This is a genomic window from Planktothrix tepida PCC 9214, assembly GCF_900009145.1.
Classification (GTDB): domain Bacteria; phylum Cyanobacteriota; class Cyanobacteriia; order Cyanobacteriales; family Microcoleaceae; genus Planktothrix; species Planktothrix tepida.
Map to the genome: position 1 here is coordinate 26,903 of NZ_LN889759.1, position 24,914 is coordinate 51,816.

Annotated in this window: 20 protein-coding genes; 11 read left to right on the plus strand and 9 right to left on the minus strand. The window is 38.0% G+C overall.

What is annotated here, in order from left to right; genetic code table 11:
- The first annotated feature begins 44 nt into the window (after positions 1 to 44).
- From PL9214_RS00355 to PL9214_RS00370, 4 genes are read left to right on the plus strand one after another with little or no spacing between them, the layout of a single operon-like run.
- Complete coding sequence (locus PL9214_RS00355) at positions 45 to 995, plus strand: branched-chain amino acid ABC transporter permease (protein ID WP_072716868.1); 951 nt, start codon at positions 45 to 47, stop codon at positions 993 to 995.
- Positions 996 to 1,004: 9 nt separating this feature from the next.
- Positions 1,005 to 1,967, plus strand: coding sequence for a branched-chain amino acid ABC transporter permease (locus PL9214_RS00360; protein WP_072716869.1), 963 nt, complete (start codon positions 1,005 to 1,007; stop codon positions 1,965 to 1,967).
- 3 nt (positions 1,968 to 1,970) lie between these two features.
- On the plus strand, positions 1,971 to 2,750 hold the full coding sequence (locus PL9214_RS00365) for an ABC transporter ATP-binding protein (protein ID WP_072716870.1): 780 nt from the start codon (positions 1,971 to 1,973) through the stop codon (positions 2,748 to 2,750).
- Positions 2,751 to 2,753: 3 nt separating this feature from the next.
- Positions 2,754 to 3,455 (plus strand): ABC transporter ATP-binding protein, encoded by a 702-nt coding sequence (locus PL9214_RS00370; protein ID WP_072716871.1) that lies wholly within the window; start codon positions 2,754 to 2,756, stop codon positions 3,453 to 3,455.
- Positions 3,456 to 3,596: 141 nt separating this feature from the next.
- Here the strand turns inward: PL9214_RS00370 and PL9214_RS00375 are convergent, their stop codons facing one another.
- On the minus strand, positions 3,597 to 4,898 hold the full coding sequence (locus tag PL9214_RS00375) for a hypothetical protein (RefSeq protein ID WP_245824127.1): 1,302 nt from the start codon (positions 4,896 to 4,898) through the stop codon (positions 3,597 to 3,599).
- A gap of 253 nt (positions 4,899 to 5,151) precedes the next feature.
- Between PL9214_RS00375 and PL9214_RS00380 the strand changes: the two genes are divergently transcribed.
- Positions 5,152 to 6,159: a hypothetical protein gene (locus PL9214_RS00380; RefSeq protein ID WP_072716873.1), complete on the plus strand. Its 1,008-nt coding sequence runs from the start codon at positions 5,152 to 5,154 to the stop codon at positions 6,157 to 6,159.
- Positions 6,160 to 6,336: 177 nt separating this feature from the next.
- A complete protein-coding gene (locus PL9214_RS00385) occupies positions 6,337 to 7,431 on the plus strand; it encodes a phosphodiester glycosidase family protein (RefSeq protein ID WP_072716874.1) in 1,095 nt (364 codons plus the stop codon).
- A 4-nt stretch (positions 7,432 to 7,435) separates the two neighbouring features.
- Here the strand turns inward: PL9214_RS00385 and PL9214_RS00390 are convergent, their stop codons facing one another.
- The 5 genes from PL9214_RS00390 to PL9214_RS00410 form a co-directional block, all read right to left on the minus strand.
- Positions 7,436 to 8,284 carry a pentapeptide repeat-containing protein gene (locus PL9214_RS00390; RefSeq protein ID WP_072716875.1) on the minus strand — a complete coding sequence of 283 codons (849 nt, stop codon included), beginning with the start codon at positions 8,282 to 8,284 and terminating at the stop codon, positions 7,436 to 7,438.
- A 271-nt stretch (positions 8,285 to 8,555) separates the two neighbouring features.
- Positions 8,556 to 10,865, minus strand: coding sequence for an S-layer homology domain-containing protein (locus PL9214_RS00395; protein WP_072716876.1), 2,310 nt, complete (start codon positions 10,863 to 10,865; stop codon positions 8,556 to 8,558).
- A gap of 212 nt (positions 10,866 to 11,077) precedes the next feature.
- Positions 11,078 to 11,284, minus strand: coding sequence for a hypothetical protein (locus PL9214_RS00400; protein WP_072716877.1), 207 nt, complete (start codon positions 11,282 to 11,284; stop codon positions 11,078 to 11,080).
- 76 nt (positions 11,285 to 11,360) lie between these two features.
- Entirely contained in the window at positions 11,361 to 12,173 is an 813-nt protein-coding gene (locus tag PL9214_RS00405) for a hypothetical protein (protein ID WP_072716878.1), read from the minus strand.
- A gap of 162 nt (positions 12,174 to 12,335) precedes the next feature.
- The gene (locus PL9214_RS00410) at positions 12,336 to 12,695 is read right to left on the minus strand and encodes a BON domain-containing protein (RefSeq protein ID WP_072716879.1); all 360 of its coding nucleotides are present in this window, start codon (positions 12,693 to 12,695) and stop codon (positions 12,336 to 12,338) included.
- A 420-nt stretch (positions 12,696 to 13,115) separates the two neighbouring features.
- Here PL9214_RS00410 and PL9214_RS32970 point away from each other — a divergent pair, with 420 nt between their 5' ends.
- Entirely contained in the window at positions 13,116 to 13,322 is a 207-nt protein-coding gene (locus PL9214_RS32970; RefSeq protein WP_072716880.1) for a pentapeptide repeat-containing protein, read from the plus strand.
- Positions 13,273 to 13,524, plus strand: coding sequence for a pentapeptide repeat-containing protein (locus tag PL9214_RS00420; RefSeq protein ID WP_072716881.1), 252 nt, complete (start codon positions 13,273 to 13,275; stop codon positions 13,522 to 13,524). The genes PL9214_RS32970 and PL9214_RS00420 overlap by 50 nt, the downstream gene beginning before the upstream one ends.
- 378 nt (positions 13,525 to 13,902) lie before the next feature.
- On the opposite strand, the gene PL9214_RS00425 is transcribed toward PL9214_RS00420, so the two are convergent.
- Entirely contained in the window at positions 13,903 to 14,325 is a 423-nt protein-coding gene (locus tag PL9214_RS00425) for a hypothetical protein (RefSeq protein WP_072716882.1), read from the minus strand.
- Between the two features lie 885 nt (positions 14,326 to 15,210).
- Between PL9214_RS00425 and PL9214_RS00430 the strand changes: the two genes are divergently transcribed.
- Positions 15,211 to 16,095 carry an SDR family NAD(P)-dependent oxidoreductase gene (locus tag PL9214_RS00430; RefSeq protein ID WP_072716883.1) on the plus strand — a complete coding sequence of 295 codons (885 nt, stop codon included), beginning with the start codon at positions 15,211 to 15,213 and terminating at the stop codon, positions 16,093 to 16,095.
- Between the two features lie 85 nt (positions 16,096 to 16,180).
- Here PL9214_RS00430 and PL9214_RS00435 read toward each other — a convergent pair whose 3' ends face one another.
- Positions 16,181 to 16,588 (minus strand): DUF4112 domain-containing protein, encoded by a 408-nt coding sequence (locus PL9214_RS00435; RefSeq protein WP_072716884.1) that lies wholly within the window; start codon positions 16,586 to 16,588, stop codon positions 16,181 to 16,183.
- Between the two features lie 151 nt (positions 16,589 to 16,739).
- Between PL9214_RS00435 and PL9214_RS00440 the strand changes: the two genes are divergently transcribed.
- Both PL9214_RS00440 and PL9214_RS00445 read left to right on the plus strand, forming a co-directional pair.
- Positions 16,740 to 17,255: a DUF2267 domain-containing protein gene (locus tag PL9214_RS00440; RefSeq protein ID WP_072716885.1), complete on the plus strand. Its 516-nt coding sequence runs from the start codon at positions 16,740 to 16,742 to the stop codon at positions 17,253 to 17,255.
- Positions 17,256 to 17,983: 728 nt separating this feature from the next.
- Positions 17,984 to 23,302: a WD40 domain-containing protein gene (locus PL9214_RS00445; RefSeq protein WP_072716886.1), complete on the plus strand. Its 5,319-nt coding sequence runs from the start codon at positions 17,984 to 17,986 to the stop codon at positions 23,300 to 23,302.
- A gap of 502 nt (positions 23,303 to 23,804) precedes the next feature.
- Here the strand turns inward: PL9214_RS00445 and PL9214_RS00450 are convergent.
- Positions 23,805 to 24,530: a GDSL-type esterase/lipase family protein gene (locus tag PL9214_RS00450; protein ID WP_072716887.1), complete on the minus strand. Its 726-nt coding sequence runs from the start codon at positions 24,528 to 24,530 to the stop codon at positions 23,805 to 23,807.
- Positions 24,531 to 24,914: the final 384 nt, after the last annotated feature.

Genomic DNA, 24,914 nt, shown 5'->3' on the forward strand with positions numbered 1-24,914 from the left:
GCAACGAGAGATGAGAGAAAAACAACCTTATATTGATAATAATTATGGATTTTAATGTATTTCTACAATCCTTTTTAAATGGTCTATCAATTGGTAGTGTTTACGCTATTTTTGCTTTAGGATATACTTTGGTTTTTTCAATTTTAGGGGTGATTAATTTTGCTCATGGAGCTATTTTTACCTTGGGAGCTTATTTTACATATACCCTATCTGGTGGAGTTTTTGGATTTAATGGATTATTAGCCAATGGAAAATTACCGTTTCAATTGCCATTTTTTCTAGCCTTAATTTTAGGCTGTATTCTAGCGGGATTTGCCTCTATTTTGTTAGAACGATTAGCCTTTAAACCGTTAAGAATAAGAGGGGCTGATCCCTTATTAACCCTAGTTTCTAGTTTAGGGGCTGCGGTGGTGATTGTCAACGTGATTCAATATTTAGTTGGGGCAGAAATTTACACTTTTCCTGATAATATTTACGGAAATATTCCCGTCGCAATTAATTTCGGAACTGCGACTCGACCGATTATGATTAGAACCGTACAAGTGATTATTTTTGCGGTTTGTGCAGTCATGGTGGCTTTATTAACCTATCTGGTGAATGGCACAAAAATCGGGAAAGCGTTACAAGCCGTCGCCGAAGATGAAACCACCGCTAGTTTATTAGGAATTAACCCCGAACAATTTATTAAAATAACCTTTTTTGTCAGTGGACTTTTAGCGGGATTAGCCGGAACATTAGTGGGTTCTAGTGTGAGTATCGCAGGGCCGTATTTTGGGATTAGTTTTGGGTTAAAAGGGTTAGGGGTGATTGTTTTAGGAGGGTTAGGAAGTATTCCAGGGGCGGTAATTGGGGGGTTATTATTAGGATTAGCAGAAGCCTTTGTTCCTCCTGATTTTTCCGGCTATCGAGAGGCGATTTCTTTTGCTATTCTCTTTATTATGCTATTAGTTCGACCGGAAGGATTATTAGGACGTAAACGGATTCAAAAGGTATAATTAAAATTCATGATTAATTTTTTCAACACCTATGGCTTTTTAATCGTTTCCATGCTATTGGGAGCGGTTCTAGGGTTGTCTGTTTATTTACCCTTAATGGCGGGTCAACTTTCCTTAGCAACCCCTGGATTTTATGCGTTAGGCGGTTACATTGCTGCCATTTTATCAACTCAAGTCTTTAAATTCACGGGGACTATTTTTCCTTTTACATTTTTTGTGTTAGAACTCATCATAACGGCTCTGGTTTCTGCTGTTTTAGCCATAGCATTAGGAATTCCAGTGCTAAGATTACGGGGGATTTATTTAGCGATTTCAACCATTGCTTTTGTCGAAATTTTAAGGGTTTTAGCGTTAAATTTAGAGATAACAGGTGGGGCGGTTGGTATTTTTGGAATTCCTCAACCCTTTACAACTCCCTTAGAATATTTATGGGTAGCCATTCCCTTGTTAATTCTGAGCATGGTTTTCTTATACCGCTTAGAAAAAATTAAAGCGGGACGAGCATTTAGTGCCATTCGGGAAGATGAATTAGCCGCCGATTCGATGGGAATTAACCCCACTTATTATAAAGCATTATCCTTTACATTGGGGGCAATTTTAGCGGGATTAGTGGGAACGATTAGCGCCCATTTTCTCAATACTTGGAATGCACGTCAAGGAACCTTTGATAGTAGTATTATTTATTTAGCTTTTGTGTTAATTGGAGGGTCAAGAACCTTTTGGGGGCCCGTTTTAGGGGGAATTATTCTGACTGCGTTACCGGAAGTATTACGAGGAATGGGGGGAATTAGTAGTTTACCGTTATGGTTCGCTCAATTTTTACGGGATGGTCGTTTAATTATTTTTGGGGTGTTATTGGTTGTGGGATCAATTTTTTATCCGCAAGGCTTAATTACTCCTGAATTATTAAATAAAATCGCTCGAAAAAATCCATTTCGGGGAATTTTGAACAAACAATCCATTAAAGGTTAACCGATGAGTTCATCAACAGTACAACCGATTTTAGAAGTACAAGGTTTAACGCGATATTTTGGTGGTTTATTAGCCGTTGATCAGGTATCTTTTACGGTTCAAGAGCAAGAAATATTCGGTTTAATTGGCCCCAATGGAGCCGGAAAAACCACATTATTTAATTTAATTACTGGGTTAATTCCGCCGTCTAAGGGTTCATTGATTTATCAAAATCATCCTATAACTCAATTAAAACCTTATCAAATTGCAGAAAAAGGAATCGCCCGAACCTTTCAAAATCTCCGGTTATTTGGTAATTTATCCGCTTTAGAAAACGTAGCGATCGCTCGTCATATACACAACCAATCTAATCTGATTTCAGGGATTTTAGGTTTACCCCAAGCGGTACAAATTGAACAAAAAAACTATGAAAAAGCTAGAGAATTATTAGCAATTTTTGGATTAGCAGATCGAGTGGAACAAAAAGCTCGTAATTTTGCCTATGGTGACCAACGACGCTTAGAAATTGCTCGTGCGTTAGCTTTAGAACCCAAAGTATTATTATTAGATGAACCAGCCGCAGGAATGAACCCCAGTGAGAAAAAAGAACTCAGTGATTTAATTCGCCAAATTGCTAAACAATTCCAATTAACGGTAATTTTAATTGAACATCATGTTCCGTTAGTGATGGGGTTGTGCGATCACATTGCGGTTTTAGATTTTGGTAAACTCATTGCATTAGGAGAACCAGAAATTGTGAGAAATAATCCTGCGGTCATTGAAGCTTATTTAGGAGATGAATAAATAATGTTAGAATTAGTGAATGTATCTGTTAATTATGGTTCGATTCAAGCTTTAAAAGATATTAATCTTGTCGTCAATCAAGGAGAAATTGTCACTTTAATTGGGGCAAATGGGGCGGGTAAAAGTACCACATTAAAAACGATTTCTCGCTTAATTAATCTTCGTCAAGGAAAACTAATTTATCAAGGAAAAGATATCACGAATTTACGACCGGATCAAGTCGTTAAAATGGGGATCGCCCAAAGTCCAGAAGGTCGGAGAATTCTATCTCAACAAACCATATTAACCAATTTAGAATTAGGAGCTTATACCCGCAGCGATCGCTTAGGAATTAAAACAGATATTGAAAAACAATTTATCACCTTTCCCCGGTTAGCTGAACGAAAACATCAATTAGCAGGAACTTTAAGCGGTGGAGAACAACAAATGTTAGCGATCGCTCGTGCGGTGATGAGTCGTCCTCAGTTATTATTATTAGATGAACCCAGTTTAGGATTAGCCCCCCAAATTGTTCGAGAAATCTTCTCAGTTATTCGTCAACTGAATCAATCGGGTGTTACGATTTTATTAGTGGAACAAAATGCCCATTTAGCCTTAGAAATTGCGGATCGAGGTTATGTTTTAGAAGCGGGTTGTTTAACGTTAACTGGAAAAGCTTCTGAGTTATTAACAGATGAACGAGTTAAACAAGCTTATTTAGGTTAAAAACTCAATAAATTTATTGATGGCAATCCTATTTAATTTCTAAAAAATAACTGTAGGGGTTTGGTTTTCAAACCCTCTCTAGGGTCTGGGTTGGGAGACCCAACCCCTACCATGAAATATTACTTTTATCGTTATTAAAATTCAAGCTTGAACTTGAAAATAATGGTAAAGATTAGCAACGGTTAAATCGGGTACTTCTTCCCAATTTTTAGGGGCTAATCCATTTAAACCTGTGGCGACCGCTTGATTCAAAATATAAGATTCATAATCTCGGCGTAATTCAGGTTTAACAATAAATTTTAATTGATTTCGTAAAGCCGAATAGTGAGATTTTTGTTTTAATGCTTCATAGATTTGCATTTCTAAGGGTTTTACAGCTAAGTCATTTTGCGGAAGTTGAACCTTAACCGCTTCTGAGGTTTCGGGTTCTAACATTGCTAATTGTTCTCGTTCATCAGCCGATAAACTTTTAAACCAACTGGTATGATCTTGCCAAGATTTTAAGGCAGTACAATCATGGATTTTAATGCGGGCGATTTCAGGAAACAGAAAATCCAATTCTTCCTCGGAACTACATTGATTAATAATATTTATTAACTCTTGATGAATTTTATTTTGCAGTTGTTCAAGGTGTTCATTAACTGCTGTTAATTGATTTTGAGCTTGATAAGCGGCAATAATAGCTTGTTCAATTGCCCAAGCGCATTCCATCCGACGCAGTTGACCCGCAGCACAGGTATTTTCTAATAAATTGGGGTTAGAGTAATCAGCTAAAGCATTATAGAGCATCGTTAACACCCCATTAATTTGCTCATTTCTAGCATTTACGCCTTCAATGTTCATCGCTCTTTTAAACCAATCTAATGCTGTTATAAATTTGCCATAGGCTGTAATTAAACTTAATCGATGACTATTATATTTTATATCTTCTGCAACTTCATCAATTCGTTTAATAATACTATCACCTTGATCTTTTAAAGCTGCTTTTAGATCAATAAATCCTCCCGTTACCGTTAATTTAAGCTGTTTGATATCTTCTCTTAACTTTAAAGTTTGATATAAATTTACAGCCGTAAGAACACCCGTTACCGCTACACCGACACCAATAACCGCAGTCGTTGATTGTAGAACTCCGAGACTTGCTTGTAATTGGTTAATTCCTTGATAAGTTTTCTGAAATCCTCGATGAACTTGATACATTTGAGCTAGACCCATACCCACTTCCACGGGTGCGGTTATGGGTGCTAGGGGACTATCATTCATGATTGTACCAATGGCGTGACCTGCAAACTGACCCGCATTGGCTGTTCCTTTCGCCCATCTAACCATGCTTAAAGGTACTCCTGAGTTGGAAGAAACTACCTCATAGACACCCTTGGCTAAACCTTCTTGAATTGCAGGGGGAAATACAAATTGCATGGAGGGGCTGAAAAAAGACATCATTTTTGACCTAACTCTTTAATTATTGTAAACTCATTATCCTCTAAAAATTAACGAATATTGCTAAATTTTTACAACTTAAAAATTTTGTTTAAATGATTTAAGTATTTTTACGGAAAATTAATTAATATATGAAAATTTGTTTTTTTTCAACCGTATAAATACAGATCAATAGGTTATAGTTTATTACTAAGTGAGTGAATTGTATCTCTAATCTTGTACAGTATAACTGTATGCTTTATTGAGGTTGGCTGCAATGAATGAATTTTTAAAGGTCTTCGAGTTTATTACTGAATCAACGATTTCTGTACAAAATAATCCGGGTGAATCTTCAGAGTTAAAACAGTCCGCAACGGAGTTAAATCAGTCGATTCAATCCTGTACTGAGGAGTTAAGACAGTCTGCTGCTAGATTAAAAGAATTAATGGCGGTTAGTTATAAACATTTATATCATGCTGAGGATGTCTGGAATAGTAAAGCTAGAATTATGTCTGTGCCCACATCTGAACTCTGGGAAGAAATAGGAAAACTAGCAGCGATTGATTTTAGAATTCGGGATTTGCAGAAGAAATGTCAGACAGAAGTGATTCAAGACATTAAAAATTTATGGTTAAATCAATGTGAACAGCTTCAACAAGAGTGGTTTAGAGACAGTAAAAACGGAAATTTAAAAAAAGAATTGGGTTTTTCGGATAAAGATGGCTTAATTCAAGGATTAGATAAAACAATAAAAATTATCAACAAGGAGATGATCAGCCTAATCAATAATAATTTAGGCTTTTTAAGCCAAACTTTATCAGATTTAAACTTTGATTCTGTTCAAAATATAATTAATTTGCTGGATTTCAACGAGCGAGCTAATATTTCAGTCAAACCAGCTTCATACTCTTATCAAAAAAATTACTTAATTAATACTAAAGGAAATCATAGTAATTTTTTATCGGAGTGGATAAAACTAACTTGGAGTGCATTTTTAAATCAAAGATTGATGGTAATTAGTAGAGGAAGATTTGACATTTTTGTTAATAGAGTTAAAGAAATTATAGAAGAAAATATGGCTTCAAGATTTTCTGAATGCTTTGATTTTGCTTTGGCTACTACAACAGAACTTATTAATTTCTACAATGATTTTTTAGAAAAACAAAACCGATATGAACAAGAAACTCCTGAACAACGGGAAGCCGAAAAAGCTTGGATTGATCAACAACGTCAAAAATTAGATGATGTTCAGAAACAAATTAATATTATTTTGAATCAATCCTAATCCCGTTTAAATGTAGGATTTAAAAAGTATTGTAGGGGTTTGGTTTCCAAACCCTTTAGGTATTTGGGTTGGGAGGAACACCACCCGTACAGGTGAATATTACAACCTATGCCGATTTAGAATTGCTATAATTTAATTATAAGGTTCTGGTTTAATGTTCAAACCTGATTCAAAAATATGCCTAATGCTAAAAAACAAAAAGGGTGTCAAACGATGGCGCGGCGTACCTTTTTATTATTTATTGGTTTTTTGATTTTTAGGGCGTTAAAAGGTTTTTTCTCTATTGCTGAAAATCGCGATCGCACGTTACAATTTATTAACCAAATTAAACAAACCTATTTTTCAGAACGATTTGCGGTTAATTCTCCAACACCCCAACCTGCAATTTCTCCCCCTACTATTGTTAAAACGCCTACTTTTAATCTTCCAACATCCCAACCCCTGATTATTCCAAACTCTCCTTCTCCTAACCTTAACTTAAATTCAGTACAACCTGTACAAATCTTGCAAAAAGATCTATTGGGAATTTCTTTTTATCAAACCATTATTAATTTAACTGATCCTGAAAATATAATCACGATGGGGTTAGCCAATAACGCGCCTCAAGCCAATAGTAGCCAAAAATCTTACGGTGATGAATCCTTTACTAATTTTGTCAAACGGTATCCGGCGGCGGTCGTTGCGAATGGCACTTTTTTTAGTAAAGATGCTCAAAAACGAGTCATGGGAAATTTGGTTGGGGAAGGCAAATTTTTAAAATATAGTCGTTGGGAAAATTTCGGAACAACATTAGGGTTAAAAACTGGAAATCGCCCAGAAATGATCACTGCTAGACTTGAAGGAAAACCCGAATGGAATCAACATTGGTTTTCTCTAACCTGTGGCCCCCGATTAATAAAACAAGGTAAAATTTGGTTAGCACCCAAAACAGAAGGGTTTAATGATCCTCATGTTTTAGATAAAGGATATCGCACCGCTATTGGTTTTTCTCAAACGGGAAAAGAACTGTTTTTAGTTTCTTTTTTAGCCAGTTTAACTTTACAACAAGAAGCGGAAGTGATGAAAGCTATTGGATGTTATGAAGCGATGAATTTAGATGGTGGTGCGTCGGAAGGGTTAGCGTATCACGGAGATATTTATATTAATCCAGGGCGAAATTTAACGAATGTAATTGTCGTTTATGATCGCAATTTTCCCGCCCCAAGTCCAGTAAAAACCGCCTGGAAACAGTTTCAAAACGGTCAACGTCCCGTTATTCCTATTAATCGTTAAATTCTTATTGAGGATGAACACTGCCATCCGGTAAAATAGTACCTTGTAATTTAGCTCCTGTTAATTTTACCATTACTTTATCCCCAATTCCAACTTTTGCCCCAGTTAAATTAGCACATCTTAAATCAGCCCCGCTTAAATCAGCCCCAATTAAATTGGCTTCTTGTAAATTTGCATAGGTTAAATTGGCTTGTAAAAAATTAGCCCGAAATAGATTGGCTTTATATAAACAAGCCCCACTTAAGTTGACTTTATGCAGAAACGCATCACTTAAATTGGCTTCACTGAAGTCTGCACCGCTTAAATTTCGACTGGAAAAATCCCGTTCTTTTAAGTCTTCTCCTTTAAAACTTAATCCACTTAATTCTGTGGGTTTAGGGGGAGGTGGTGGAGGAGAAGGAGAAGGAGAAGGAGGACGAGGAGGCGTTTGTGGTTGGGAATTTACAGGAGTTTGTGGACGTTGAAAAGTTTCATTTCCAGGAGTTTTTACGCGGCTTTGATAGGTCGAAGATTGATAGGAAGAAGACGCACGTTGATGGGTGTTATAAGTTGAATGTCCTGAACCATTAGAGGACGATTTAGCATAGGATTCTGAACGCTGAACCGTTGATGAGCGTTGAGTTGAATTCGATGAAGAACGACGCAATAAAGAACGTAATTTATCCCGTGCTTGATTAATTTCTTTGAGTTTTTCCTCAGCGATTTTTCTTAATCGTTGATTTTCTTCAGGAATGCGATCGGGATGCCAAATAAATGCTAAGTCTTTATAAGCCTGATCCACCAATTCTAAGGAGGCACCAGGCTTAAGATCTAACACTTTATAGTAATAATTCAATTCACCCGGAGTTATCATGGCAGGAGTCCGCAATTAAGAATTTAGCAGTTATAGCAGGGAACAGGGAACAGGGAGGAAAAGATTTTACGTCCCTTGGTTGGCTGCATCAGTCTTGGTCAATCACTGTTAGGCGCGACTGCTATAAAATTAAGAATCAGAAAAGAAAAAGTTTTCTATTCCTAATTTTGTCCTAATTTGTGATGTAATTAAAACAGACTTAAGGGGAGATAGGAACTGTAATCTATATTAGCGTTATAGCTTAACATACTCTTCTCTCCCTGAGTATTGTTTATCGGCGAAATACCCCTAAACCATTGTGAACCGGGGCGGCTGTATCGGGAATTCGGTTTAACAGTTGACCTCCTAAGACTAAACTGGTGGAACTTCCTCCGTCTAAATTTAACGCATCTGTGGCACCGAGTTGCTGCATCAGGAGTGCCATTTCTGTTAATTTAGCACCCACACCCCCCACACGGTTATGGACGGCGGCAATTAACCATTCTCCCTTGGCGGTAATTCCGACGCTGCTACGGATAGCAGATTGATCCGCAAACCAAATATTAAACCCTTCAGCGACTGCATCAACTACGACTTGTCCATTTTGTAATAATAATGGCCCCCCGCCTAAAATATGGGGAAATAAATTAAAATCCGAGGGTGTGGTTTGGGATTCTATCGTAATAGATGTTCCCACTGAAAACGAACTTAAGGCGCTACGAAATGATCGCAAGGTTAACAAATAGCCATTTTTAGGAATTGCAATGGCAGTGGTAGTATTTGTTGATTCAATTTGTTGTTTAACAATATTATTTTCCACAACAATAACAATTTCATTCGCCGTTAAAGGGGTATAACTTTCACCCCATTCGGGAGTATATCGAGCAATTCCAGCTTTTACATAACCTGTATTCAGTAATTCACAATCTAACCGTTGTCCCGATGATAAAATTAAGGTTTCTTTTAAAGTTAAACGAGCAATTTTAGTTTGTCCGGCATCATTCCAAGCGATCGCACCTCGATTTAAAATTGGCCCTGAAAACCATTTTCCATCCCGACGAATTGCTCCTAATGGTAAGAGATTATTTCGGTTAAAATAGCCTCCATTAATTGCTGCTAGACATTGACAATTATCTACAGTTTTCGCTAAACTGTCAATCCCTTTCATTCCCGTTAGATTTGCCCAAATCGGACGTAAATTCAAACTTGAACCCGGAGTTAACATTAACCAAACCACCGGAAAACGGCTATTATTTAAGGTGATATATTGTTGTCGCCAACGCAATCCTTTTGTCCAGGTAATATCCCGTTCAATTAACGCATCTTGTCGGAGTTCAATTAAAATTCGGTTAGGATTATTTAAGGTAAAAACTTTTACCCCATAACCATCGGGTAAGGTTCCTTGAATCACCGTTTGATTATTGGCAATTTTAACAATAGGTCGAGAGGGTTTTTTTGTGGTTCCTGCGGTTTCGCCTTCATTTTGTTGTTCAGAAGTTCCTGAAGTGGGTGTGGGTTGAGATTGTTCTTGAAACGGTTTAGCAACGGTCGCAGAAGTGACCGCATCAACCACAACTTCCCATGGGGTATTTTGTTGATAAAGTTCCCAAGGAGTCGGTTGATTTAATGTTACCATCATTTGAGAACGATTAGGCTGTTCTTCAAAGGTTAAAGCTTGAACAGTTCCCAATTTAGAAACAATATTTAAGGTTTGATCCTGTATTTCTAAATCCCATCCTGATAATTCCGCTAATTGATTAATTTTTAAATAGCGATATTCTGTATCCCAAGTTGTCTGGAATTTATAGGGAGTTGAAGAAAACCAACTGACAGTTTGCGAGTTTTCATCGGTTGTATTTAAGGGATTAATCCCTAAAACCTGTATAATTCCCTTATCACTAATTCCGGTATTTGTCGCAATTCCTGAACTCCACTGACTCCAGGGTAACTTCCATTTTCGACCATTGACAGAAAGATGGGTTCCGGTGCGGATAATTCCGGGTTTAGATAATTCTATACTATATTGACAAATGATAGGATCAGCTTTTTTAAGCAACACTAAAGCTTGATAAATAATAGCAGCTACTTCTCCTCTAGTAGCGTTTAAATTAGGATTGAATGTTTCAGGATTAGGATGATTAACTACCAATTGAGAACGAGTTGCTGTAATGATTGCTTGAGTTGCATAATTAGGAATTTGATCCGCATCAGTATAAAGATCTTCTAAGTTTAAATGATCACCTGTAGCCAAGTTTAAACCTGATACTAATGCTAATAAAACTTGTAAACGAGTTACCGGATTTTGAGGATAAAACCGTCCATCAGGGAACCCCGAAATAAATCCAGATTCGTAAGCGGTTTGAATGGCTTTTGCAGCCCAAAAATCCTTGGTAACATCACTAAATTGGATATATTGACGTTTAGCAGGAGTAGGAAATGCAGCTTTTAGAAGAGTCGCAAATTCCGCACGAGTTAGGTTTTGATCTGGGCGAAATGTGTTATCTTTAAACCCATTAATTAAACCTTGAGCTTGTAACCGTTGAATAAAAGGACGTGCCCAATGCTGGGTAATATCTAAAAAAACAGGTTGGAAACTGGTCATATTATTAGCTTAAGAAGGAAAGAGAGAGCAAATATAGTTATATTATTTCACCGGATTGAGTTTTGATTCCGTATGAGTTTTTGAGTTTTCTGTTTAAAGTGTCACATTCTGTCGATAACGTTTAATTTAAAATTCAGGGCGGTTTAAGGAACAAAACCACCCTTTAATGTGTTGAAAAGCTTTATTTTTAAATACCCTCAATCTGTCAAAATTTAGGATTCCCACTGATCAATGATCCGTTGTAATCCCTCAGCAATCTCTTGCCAATTTTGAGCCAAATCTGTACTGCGATCTTGGCGTAGAAATTCAGCTTCATTAAAACAATGATCCGCTAAAGAATGGACAACACTTCTAATTCCATGTTCCTCAATTAGTTGATTTAAAGCACGAGTTAACTTTTCAGTTTTTGGTTCAGTCATGTCCTGCTCAATTCATCATTCACGGGTGACAGCCTCTATAATACTGCCATTTGTTCACTTTTTGCTAGAAAGGATTTTAATTTTGAGCAGGTTCAAGATTGTGTTGAGATAGGACAATGGAAATCTTCTGAAGCCGTCGCTGTTGATCTTGTTTTAACTGTTCTAAATCATTATTAAATCCTGCCGCTTCTATCTCACCTGTATCGGGATTCCGATAGGATTGAATTCGAGCGCATAATACAACATCATATTCTAAGAGATATTGGGTTTTACAATCTTGAAGAGACGAAATATAAGCATTTCCGGCTGCGGGAGATTGGTTAATTAAATCAATCCCTGCTAACAGTTCAAATAATCCTAATCGCAAATTTTTAAGTTGAGCTTCCTGCTGAAGTCGCTCTGTGGATTTCCTTAATTTTTTAATTTGTTTTAAATCAGCTTCTAAAGGTGATGAAGCTTCATGTTGATAGGCAAAAGTTCCTAAATTTAACGCTGCATTTCCAGAATCTCGATGTCCAAAATATTGGGGTGTAAATCCTCCCTGAACGGTTCGTGTCCCTTCTGCTAGTCCAATTGCAATTACACCCAAGGAATTAGGAGTTAAAAATAATTCATTTGCCTTAAAATTCGAGATTTTAACAGGATTTTTAGGTTCAGAAGTGGATACTATTTTAACAGTTATAGGTTGTTCTGAACCCACATTAGGTTGATTATGATTTGAAGCCAAAAATGTAATCAACTCAACCAATGCTAAACCCTGAAGTAGACTTAAAAAAATGAAGGGACGAAATAAAACTAAGGAAAATAGTTTTTGGCTCAGAATTTGATAAAATGAATTTTTTTGCAGATTACGAGGCTTTGCACCCTTGAATAAACTCGTATTAATCACGGTTTAATCTCTTTTTTTACCTGGACAAATTCAGATTACCAGCAAGGAAAGCAATAAAAATCTTCCTGAAGTCATAAAATAACGGATTGTTTTTAAACGAAAAGCAACAAGATTAAAGCATTACTTCAACCTTGCTGCTTTTAGGAATTTAAAAATTAAGAATTAACCAACCGTTAATTGGCTAGTATCAACTGAAGTTGCTCCATTAACGCCTTTAGCAACTGTCACCATTCTACTAAACAGTTGTTGACTGGGAACCTTCCCTTTTAACACAACTGTACTATCAGTTTGAGCAACCCAAACGCTATCCATATCATCTAATTCAGAATCTTGATCAAACGCATAAGCCACTCGTTTTGCTAAACCACTTTGATCATATTTCCCATCTAAACCCATCCGTTCAGGTGGAATTGTAGCGGTTGCTGTTGTTGCGGGAGCACTCGCCTGAACATTTTGTACAGGTTGAGCAGTTTTAGCTTTTTCTTCTTCATGACGACCAAATAATCGGCTTAACCAACCCATTGTCATTCTCCTATTTTTTTATTTTTATTTATCATCTTTCAATATAAAAATATTAGTTGAGAATTACCTCTATCTCTTGATAGAAACTTTCAGCAAGATTAAACTTTACTTAAATATAGCAATCCGCGCCTTCGAGATGGAGGTTGTGCTCATTTACAACGGATATGAAACAGCCAGAAGTATTATCCCTGTTCCCTGTTCCCTTTGGGTTCAGACTTGGTATTGAGGAATACATTCTGAGGATATACACTTTAATTCTTTTGTGTGATTCAGTTTATCAGTAAATCTTAGACTATCAAGAGAAGTAATCACTTGATAAATAACTGCTCATTGGGAGTTAAATACTATGCCGATTTCTTCAATGGAATACAAGCTAAAGTTGAACATTAAAACCTAAACCTAAAAATCGACTCTAAGAATATGAGCTTTAATATATTTTGGAAGCGCTATTTAGAAGGTGGAAAAAATTTTAGTGGCTTAGACTTAACAGAAGCAAACCTAACCTATGCCAACCTGACTCAAGCAAATTTATCAAACACCAATTTGAATCATGCTTCATTAAGTCAAGCCAATCTCGATGGGGCAAAATTTAAGTCAGGCAAATTTGATAGGTGCAGATTTGTCTGATTGTAACCTAAGTGATGCAGATTTGACGGATGCTGATTTAAGAGGAGCTATTCTTTTAAGAGCGAATTTAACAGGAGCCAAACTCAACGGAACGAATCTCAAGTGGGCAGCTTTAACTAAAGTTATCCCCCCTGATATTAATCTCAACCATGCTATTTTAAATCGAACAATTTTGCCCAATGGTTGTCCATCTGAACTGTAAAGCCTCTGGGTTTGAGATGGAGTGCTATTCTTGAGTTGATATCAGAATAATTTCTGCCCGTATTTTATCTTGACCTGATTGGGAATTGAACCAAAAAATGTAACAGAAAACCGTTACTGTAGGGGTATGTCTTCACCGTTGTAGAAATGAAATAATGAATTAATCCTTTCGTATGTTCATTGCGGTAGCAAGACGAGTGTTTATTTGCAGAGTGTTAGGCACTCGTCATTTTTACCCAGAACACGGGGAAGCCTAAGTCCTGAACTTTCAAAGTTAGTTATTTAGAGGGCAACCCAGGGGGTTTTTTATGGAGTTGAAATCCTACTCAATTCCATGAGGTCATCAACCTTAACTCTGGGGTTGCCCCATTCCCTTAAGTCAATCTTTATGTAGGTTGAATTTAACTATTGAATAAATTTTTTCCCAAGTCTCAGGAGATTTTTCTGACGAATATTTATGATATGCTAATCTCAACCTGTCATCTATTTCTTGAAGTAAATTAGGTTTTTTGGCTTTAATCGAAAAATATTTAGCTAATCCAAAACTTAAGGCAAACCAGAGCAGATAAATGATATCTAAATATTCTGTTTCTAGTTTTCCCATGTATCCCTCTATCACCCTTTTTGTCGGGATTAGAGTGATATTATTTTGATAAGCGTTTTCTCCTTCTTTAATGAGTTCACTCAATAAATTTTCACAATTATAATCAAAACTATAATAACAATCTTTAAGACTACAAATTGAAGATACTACATCTTCTAAAGCAAAATATAAAATTTGCAATTTGCCTTGATTGTTCATACCCTTTTATTTATTATATTTATTAATTGTATGGATTTCCCTAAGAAATGGTAAGTGCCTATTGTAAAGAAAGGTACTCACCAATTAATGCCAATCAATTTGATTTAGCTTGATTATTCTATTTTTAGAAAGTTTTAGGAATACCTCTACAGGATTGATTTTCTGTTACATTTTCTGGTTCAGCTTCTTTCTGTTGCCCATCTATCAAGGGTTTCACCCCCTGTGAACCTATCTGACAATTCTAATTGAACAGGGAACACTTCGACAAGCTCAGTGCTTCGCAGGGAACAGGAAATGAGTTTGCTGGATTTAGTAGAGACGCGCTATACCTTGGACGAAATTAAATCCTATGTCCGTAGCATTCCAAGGGATGACACTACGAGAAAATACGGAAGTCTGACGAAAAAAAGCACTTAGATTGCTGCTTTGAAATCATGGAATTATTTATGCTAATTCTCCTGTTACCCTATTATCCATAGGGGTTTCAAGTAATTGTAAACTTAAGTAAAAGGTAAAGTTTTTATTAAGAAATGGGGGAAATCCCAAGTTTTTATGCTTATAATTGAAGCAATCCGAAAGGATGAAAAATTTCAACAGTATAATAACTTTGTAAATAATCCTCTGATAAAAGGGGATTAAAATATTCAATCCTAAAAGTAAAAACGCCCAAGTTTAACAGCCTCCGAGGATCTGAACTCAGAGGCTGTTAAACGTTTAAATTAATTCGATCACAGCAATGCCTTGAGGTTGACAATAGTTGATTGCTGTTTAAGATGCAACAAGAGCAATCAGGAATTAATAAACTTCCAGAATCTAACTGAAGATAGAGGAAAGTTTGATGCTATTTAACAACAGTGGGAGAGGAGAATTTATTAGGAATAAATTATGGATGGGTTAACAGGACGGCTGGTAAATAAAGTGGCAATTGTTACAGGGGCTGGAACTGGAATTGGGGAAGCGATCGCCCATAAATTTGCTAAAGAAGGTGCTAAAGTAATTGTTAATGGTTTACCCGATGATCCGATTGAATCTGTCGCTGCATTGATTCGGAAATCTGGCGGTTCAGCAATGGCTTATGCTGGGGATGTATCCGTTGAAACCCAGGCTCAAGGGTGCATTGATGCGACAATTGATGGGTTTGGAAAGCTGGATATTCTAGTGAATAATGCGGGTGTATTCTTAACCAATGCAGAAATTGATGATTATCCCATTACCGATTTTGATCAGACTATTCGGATGAATATTCGGTCAGCATTTTTAATGACTAAATATGCTATTCCTCACTTAAGAAAAACCGCCGGAAATATTATTTCGGCTGGGTCAGAAGCGGGATTTAATGGACTCGCTCAAAATGCACCTTATGGAGGTACAAAAGGCTGGATGCACTCTTTTATGATGGGGGTTGCAGTTGAACAAGCTAAACATGGAATTCGGGCAAATTGTGTGTGTCCGGGGGCAATTGATACCGCTTGGACACATAAAGAAACTGGCCCAATGGATCAAAAAATGGAAAAAACTTTAATTCAAGCAACACCAATAGCGCGAAGAGGTACACCGGAAGAAGTTGCTAATGTTTATGCGTTTCTGGCCTCCGATGAAGCCAGTTATGTTACAGGTGCATTATGGTTAGTCGATGGCGGTGTGACTCCTGCAAAAGGCCCAATGGGTAAAGAGACTCCCTTCTGGAAACGGTCTGAACCTTCAGGAGAATTGCGTTTAGAGCATGGAAAAGAAGGGTTAAAAAACAAAGAAACCCATACCATTAAATAAAATCAACAAGTAGGATGGGCTATCCCCATTCTACTGAATCATATTGGGAGTTGATGAACATAAAAATAGAGGATTTCTGCTAAAATCAGACCGTTATTTTTTCTTTCTTAGCTGAATTCATTGGCTCAACTTGGCTTAATTCGGGTTCTGTATTGTTCAGGTGTTCTTCTAATAAATTCAAGTTGCGAATATTAGATTTATAGAAAGCATCAAAGATATCCCCTACCAAAGGGACTGTTCCTAATATAGCTTCTAATACAATATTAAAAACCATCCAACCTAATACTGAATTCGGTAACTTAAATTGGGCAGCTAAATAAATTAAATACCCTGAAAAAGCAGTATCAATGATATCTCCGAAACCGGGAATTAAACCAATAATCGGATCTAAACCAATCCGAAAACCAATTACCGGAAGGCGAATCGAAGTATCCATTAAACGGCTGAGTTTACGGATACGGTTTAAAGTCGCTAAACGTTGGTTTGTATTCATAATTTCATCTTGACAAACCCCAAAATTAATATGTTATATCCAAAGATATAATTTAAAAAAAACTTAATACACCTATCTTTTGAAAGATTCACTTCTACAGTTTCTCCTCTACTGTCTTAAATACAGTTAAACTTTTAAAAGAGGTTAAAGTATGACGACACAACAAGCCCAACAAAAACAACCGGATGCGAATGTTGAAATTTCAGAAAAACATCAGCCATTTTTAGAAAAAGTTATGACTGAAGGAGGTCTTTCTGATCTCTATGATGCCAGAGATATTACAGAAGTTGTCTTTCGGGTCATGCGGGATGTTATGAGTACAGAAACCGCCGACCATGTTGCTGAAGAATTACATAAAGAAGTGATGCCAACTTCTAATAAAAGACTCCAAATGGAAATTGCCGAGTTATGGGAAGATACTAATCCGATTGTCGGTTTTTTAAGCCGGATTCGTCCCCCTTTAAAAGGGCCTGGTCTATCAGGAATTGATTCGGAAAAATTTTTAGTTCGTGTGGCCAATGAAGGGGGTTTACCTCCAACAACCAATGCAGAAACCGTGATTAAAGCTGTATTTTCTGCAACAAAAGCTGAACTTTCTAAAGAACGAATTGAAGAAATTACAGGGTGGCTTCCAGACGATATTCAAGAAATTTGGAAACAAGTCTAGGGGGTCAGAGGCTAGGGGGGTGTAGGGTGTGTTAGGGTAAACACCTTCAACGGTTCACATCCTACTCCCCGGTGCTTCCTGTCTCGACAAAGGTGATTTTTTGATCCCCATTCTTTGATGAATTTTGGGGAGAAGCGCAAAATCTCTGTGTTTTGATAACTTTTTTTAATATTTTTTTAATATTGTAAAGGAAAGTTAAATTTATATTCAACCTGTTCTTGTATTTGATTAATGATATACTTTTGCTATAATTGTTAGAGCATGGAGGGCTTTAATTCCCTTCCCAAAAGCTGCATCAGTAGCCAATTGTAGTTTAAATTCAACTTAATGTTGCTTTTTTTGTTTTTTTCTTTCCAATTGTGATGATTTACGCTACAGTAGACTCATGGGAATAAAGTATAGTGAAGTATAGATTACTTCCGTACACTCAATCTATTTTTTCAAACTCTCTACTTTGGGGATGTAGAGAAACCTAATTTCCGAGATGGGGAATTTTAGGTTTCTATGGCGAAATGCTCTAGGGTGTTTCTGGGTTTTAATCTCAATAATATTACCAGTAAACCCCCCAGAACTTTGATGGATAATCACCTCCTTAACCGATTGTTTCCTTGACTCGTTAATTTCAGTTTGATAGGAAGCAGAAAATTCGGCAGGAGAAACCCAAACTTCGACAGAATTAAAGATTGAGCGTCAATATAGTATTTTTACCCTCAGTGTGCAATCTTCCTATGAATAGACTATTGGATTCTCAAGCAGTAGCCTCAGTTAATCAACAAGGTTTACATCGATTAGTGCGCTCGGTTTCCCTATCTCAAGGACAATTTTCCTTAGTCTTAGTGCGATGCAATTCTAGTCAACTCAGACAACAAGTGCTTCAGGCTGTACAAGCTGATTCTGAAATTACAATTGAACTTCTCATCCTCTCTGCTCAAACGTCAACCCTGTATACAACCTTATCAGAATACGTTCAAACCCATTCCCCGTCAGCATTGATGATTCTAGGGTTAGAAACCGTTGAAAATCTCGATGCTCTTCTGAGTTCAACGAATCAAGTTCGGGATGAATTTCGTAAACAATTTAATTTTCCTGTGATTTTATGGATTACCGATGATATAGCAACACAGTTAATTCGTCTAGCACCGGATTTTAAAAGTTGGGCAGCCGCAACGATTAAATTTCAATTAACAACGGCGGAGTTATTAGATTATTTAAAATTACAAGCTAATACCCTTTTTACCTTGGCAGAACTCAAAATTAAAGCTTGGGAACCGGAAACACAACAAACCTTTCAATCTTCCGTTTCTCGGAGTTATCCGTCTGACTTTGCCATCAATTCTAATCGTCGCCGAGAACTTGAACTCCATTGGCAAGATTTACAAAATCGAGGTTATGAATTAGACCCAGCGTTAGAAGCGTTTCGTCAGTTTATTTTCGCTCAAGATTGCGATGCTAATGACCACAGTGAAAAAGCTCGCCAACATTATCAACAAAGTTTAGCTTTTCTACAACATGAATGTCTTCAGAAAGATGTAGGGTGTTGGTTCACGGTCAACCGTCAGGGAATTGTTCTCTTTCATATTGCCTTAACTTATTGCATTCAAGCTACAAGAAATCCAGGGATAAAACACACATTATTACTGGAAGCTAAAAATTATTTTGAGCAAAGTCAGCAGATTTTTGAACAAGCTGGACGACCGGATTTAGCAGCAGGAGTTCTCTCCCATTTAGGAGAAGTTTTACAACGTTTACAATTATGGGAGGAGTTACAAGAATTAGCCATCTCTGGGTTAAAAATGCACCTGATTTATGGAACCGCTAGCCAACTCGCTCAAGATTATGGGTTTATGGCAGAGGTGGCGTTACGACGGTCGCAATGGAATCAAGCCCTTGCTTTAGCGCAATTGGCGTTAACAATTTTACCCGAATTGAATCGAACAGCAAGTCGAGGACAATGTTTATTATTATTAGCACGCTGTTATCAACAGCAGCGAGAATGGCTACAAGCGCGGCAAGAATTAGAATTAGCTTTAGAGCAAACAAAACCTCAATATAATCCACAGTTGTATCTGGATATTTTGGGAGAATTACGGAATATTTACTATCATCAAGGTCAGTATCGTAAAGCGTTTAGAATCAAGAAAAAACAACGAGAACTTGAGCATCAATATGGATTCCGAGCGTTTATTGGGGCTGCCCAACTTCAACCGCCTAAACAAGCGATAAATCCCTCTAGTCTTCATGGGGAAAATATCGTAACTATTGCGGAAGAAATGATGGCATCCTGTCGCCAACAGGATATTCAGAATTTGCTGCATCGATTAAGTCGAGATGATCACAAATTGATTATTGTTCATGGGCGTTCTGGCGTGGGCAAAAGTTCTTTAGTCAATGCAGGTTTAGTTCCAGCCTTGAAGAATACGGCGATTAGTGCTAGAGGTTGTTTACCCGTTGTGATTCAGGGTTATACGGATTGGGCCAGAGAATTAGAACGTAATTTAGCCAATGCTTTACTGAATTGTGATACCTTCAAATATCCTGATGAATCCATTAAAAAACTCTGGTATAACGTGATTGCTCAATCCTCAACTAAACCGATTAACTTTTTCCAAAAAACCGCAGAAACAGCTAATTCTTTTATTCTTGATTCGTCTTCTTTTGTGTTAAAACAATTGACTCAAAATGCAGATCGAAATTTACTAACGGTTTTGATTTTTGATCAATTTGAAGAATTCTTTTTTGTCTCTCAGCATCAAGCTAGACGAAAAATATTTTATGATTTTTTGAAAATTTGCTTGGATTTACCGTTTGTTAAAATTATTTTTTCTTTAAGGGAAGATTATCTTCACTATCTTTTGGAATGTGATTATTTATTAAATTTAGAAGCAATTAATAATAACATTTTGGACAAAAAAATCCGCTATCATTTGCGAGATTTTACTTTAGCTGAAGCAAAAACAGTGATTGACCGATTAACGCAACGAGCTAAATTAAAATTAGAACCCGCTTTAATTAATGCTTTAGTCGCCGATTTAGCGGATGAACGTCAAGAAGTTAGACCCATTGAATTGCAAGTTGTGGGTGCTCAACTTCAGGAAGAAGGAGAACATGGAATTACCACCTTATCGGCTTATCAAAAATTGGGACTTAATCCCAAAGCCGAATTAATTAAACATTCCATTGAACAAGTGATTCAAGATTGTGGTCAAGAAAACGAAGATGCGGCGTGGGAAGTGTTATTTGCCTTAACAGATGAAAAATTTACTCGCCCCATTAAAACAAAAGCTGAATTAATTACAGCCGCTAGGAGGAGACAAGAAGAGGCGGACAAGGGGACAAGGGGATGGGGGGACAAGGGGACGGGGAGACTAGGGGATGGGGGGACTAGGGGACTAGGAGATGGGGGGATCAACACGATTTTAGCGGGTGGTCAACACTTCGACCCTTCGGCAAGCTCAGGGCATTGCAAACTCAGTGCCAAGCTGTCAACAATTGTTGAAGATCGGGAGGAACCTGAAGCCTTTATTGATGTAATATTAGAATCCGGTTTGCTGTTACGAAGACGGGAGGAACCGGAAGATCGATATCAATTGCTGCATGATTATTTAGTATTACCAATTCGCCAACGATATGCCTTGCAAGAACAACAGCGCCAGCAAGATATTCAGCAGCGTTTAAACCAAGTTCAAGCTGAAAAATATCAAGCAGAAGCCGCTTTAGAAAAAATGAGTCGAGAGCAATTGTTAAAACGCAATCAACTCTTACAACAGTTGTTAGGTGTTTCGATGGTGGTTGCCCTATTATTGGGTTTTACAACAAAAGTAGCGACTCATCAACAGCGACGGGCTGATCAACAAAAACAACTGGCAGATTTAGCAACCTTAACGGCTTCTTCCGAAGCACTTTTCTTCTCACAATATAAGTTTGATGCCTTAATGGAAGCTTTAAGGGCGGCTCGACAATTTCAACAATTGAAAGCCACAACAGCCCAGAGTCCTGAACTGACCACGATGGAAACTCGAATTGCAGCCACATTACAGCAGGCGGTGTATGGTATTGGAGAACGCAACCGTTTAGAAGGACATCTGGATGTCGCCTGGGATGTCTCTTTTAGTCCCGATGGTAAAACCATGGCTTCTGGGAGCTTTGATAAAACCGTTAAATTGTGGACACCTGAAGGTCAACTTTTACAAACCTTAGTCGGTCATACCGCCAGTGTCACGAGCGTTAGTTTCAGTCCCGATGGTCAATTACTCGCCTCTGCATCTCAGGATGGAATAATTAAACTTTGGTCTTTAGAGGCGGAGGTAACAAAAGTTAGGGGCCAGATGTCTGTTCCCTTAGTAACACTCCGAGGTCATCACAAAAGCGTTTCCTGTGTCACCTTTTCACCGGATGGCCGTTTGATAGCTTCGGTATCTGAAGATCATCAATTAAAATTATGGAGTCGAGACGGGAAATTATTACGAACGTTTGTGAATGGGGCGGCGTTAACGTCCGTGGCGTTTAGCCCTGATGGTGGCGTTTTAGCCATCGCTCTTGCTAATGGCATGGTAACCATTTTGGAATTGGATGGAACAATTCTCTACAATTTAGACCATACCCAAGATCCGAAGGAAACGGTTTATAAAGTCCAATTTTCTCCCAATGGTAAATTCATAGCCACGGTGGGACAAGATCAAACGCTGAAACTGTGGAACCGTCGCGGTCAACTGTTAAAAACCTTAAAGGGAGATGGCTCCAGAGTTTATGGGGTTCATTTTTCTCCCGATAGCAAATTATTAGCGACTTCTAGTGACGATAAGAATATTTATTTATGGACAGTGGAAGGAACGTTATTAAAACAATGGCAAGGACATGGGGATAAAGTCACGAATGTTCAATTTTCTCCCGATGGCAAGACTTTAGCGTCTTCTAGTTATGACAAAACGGTAAAACTATGGAATATTGATCACATTCCTCTGAAAACCCTGACTGGACATCAACATCGAGTTTTAGGGGTAAGTTTTAGCCCTAATGGTGAGATATTTGCCTCGGCGAGTCAGGATAAAACCGTGAAGTTGTGGAGTCGTACAGGAGCATTATTAACGACATTAACCGGACATCAAGATCGGGTGGCGACGGTGAGTTTTAGCCCGGATGGTGAACTGTTAGCAACAGCCAGCTATGACCATACGGTGAAATTGTGGCAACTCAGTGCTGATGCCGAAACCCCCCAAACATCCTCTAGGCGGTTATTTCAGTTTGGGATGTTCCGGGGAATTCCTTGGCTGTTTAATCGCAGGACAACGGCGTTACCTGTTCAGAAAAAGCGAGTTTCCGTAGAATCAATTCAATTGCTCAACAGTTGGATTGCTCATGATGATAGCATTATGAGTGTTACCTTCAGCCCTGATGGGGAAACGATTGCCACAGCCAGTAAGGATAAAACAGTGAAATTGTGGAACCGCCAGGGGGAATTATTACACACCTTAATTGGACATCATTTATGGGTTAATAGTGTTACGTTTAGCCCGGATGGTCAAGTGATTGTGACTTCTAGTGACGATGGAACGATTAAACTGTGGAATCATCAGGGAACTTTGTTAAAAACGATTGCGGGCCATCAAGGTTTGATTCTCAGCGTCAGTTTTAGCCCCGATGGTCAAGTCATTGCGTCCGCCGGCTATGACAATACGGTTAAACTGTGGGATAGCAAGGGGAACTATCTCAAAACATTATTAAAGGGATCAAGTGATAGTGTAACCAGTGTAGTGTTTAGTCCCGATAGTCAGTTAATTGCCTCAGCCAGTTTTGATGGTACGGTTAAACTCTGGAGTCGTCAGGATGGCACATTATTAAAAACATTAGTCGGCCATCGGGATGGCGTCATGGGGATTAGCTTCAGTCCCGATGGTCAGGTTTTAGTGTCCGCCAGTCGGGATAAAACCTTAATTATGTGGAATCTCGATTTGGATAACCTGATTGATCGAGCTTGTGATTGGGTTTACGATTATCTGCGAACAAACCCTAAAGTTGGCAATAGCGATCGCTACCTGTGCCATCTATAGCGTTAGGGAACACCGAACAGGGAACAGACGCGCCATGGCGCGTCTCTCTACTACAATTTTAATGCGTAGTGCTATACCCTTATATCTTCTTATAAAAGCAAGGAAAGTAATAAAAAGCCGAAGAATAGGAGGGCAGATTCAAAAAATACTTGAAATTCTAATTTGCTAGTCATGGTTTCAACTCCTGATAGGGGTTAGTCTTGTTAGTTTGTGGAGTATTCCCCGAACATTGCGTTTGCGGGAAATTCGTCTATTTTTACTGTTTTGCTCACCGCCTTATCTCTAATCGGGTGTTAGTTGAGGAGAATTAACCCCATAGTGGAGTAGAAATAGAACGTTGTGACTCAGAAATTAAGTAGGTTTAATTTTGAACAACTTAATCTTCTGGAATCTAAACAACTTAGCTTTTCTCCTTACTCTTATATTGTATAATTTTTTTTCACGTCTGTACCTTAAGTTTTCCCCCTATTTGCTATTCTGTGATTAGTTTTATTAATCCCTATCAAGCGCTGGTTTCCCAAGAAGGCAGATAGGTGTGAAGACCAGACATGGGTTCCCAGTTGAGAATATCGTGTAATAAGGCTTGATAGCCTCGGATATTGGGATGAAGACCATCAGCACTTAAGTGTAGCCGTCGCCAATGTTCTCCTCGTTTCAACCACAGGTCAAAAATATCGAGATAGGGAATCTGACGTTGTTCACAAGCTAACTGGGTGGCTTGTTTGTAGCGGTACTGGTCAGCGTGATTATAATAAAAACAATCGAGAAATGGCATCTTACTTTCATCCACAGGCACCATTCCCACAAAGAAAACCGGACACAAATTGACGGCTTGATCTAACAAATGATTCAGTTGGGTATGAAAGTGTTCAAATTCTGTAAATGGCCTTCCATTTGCTCGTCCTAACCGGGGAGAATCATTCACCCCAACGGACAGAATCATTAATTCAGGCTGACGATTTCGGAATTCTCCTCGGTGACTCCATTCTTTTTCCAGCCGTTGGGAAACTTGAGCGACACCATTTCCTCGCACCCCTAAATTATAGAGGGCATGACCGGGATGGTTGGGAGACATCCACAGGCGACGTAAGCGTTCTACCCAACCCCCACCAACGGGATCACCAAATCCATAAATTAGACTGTCTCCGAGAGCAACAATCCTCATGGGAAGATGGGGGTGATAAGGCTTAGGAAAATGGGAAAAAGATTGAGGAGAAAGGGTTCGCATACAAGCCTTCTTTTGAGGTCACATTGAAACCGAGGCGTTAAATTTTAGCACATTAAAATCCCTGACTAGCAGGCAGAATGCCTATTTTAGGGAATTTAAACTGCTAGTTTTAACATGAATCTAGTCTAGCCTTGCTTTCGTTGAAAAAAAAGTTCCTGATGAACCTTTAAGATTAGTTTTTTTAATGTTTGCTTGCTACCGATTCAATCCAGTGTTGCTTAAAGATAAACTATGAATATTAATGAAATAATATTCTGATTGTGAAGGTTTTTAGTTACAGTTCTTAATATTGGGAAAGATATATTCAAAAAGGGGAACTGAACTTAAACTTTAGTCAGTATCCCCTTGGTGTTTTTGGGGAGGGTTCGTTCCTAAAATCTGTAT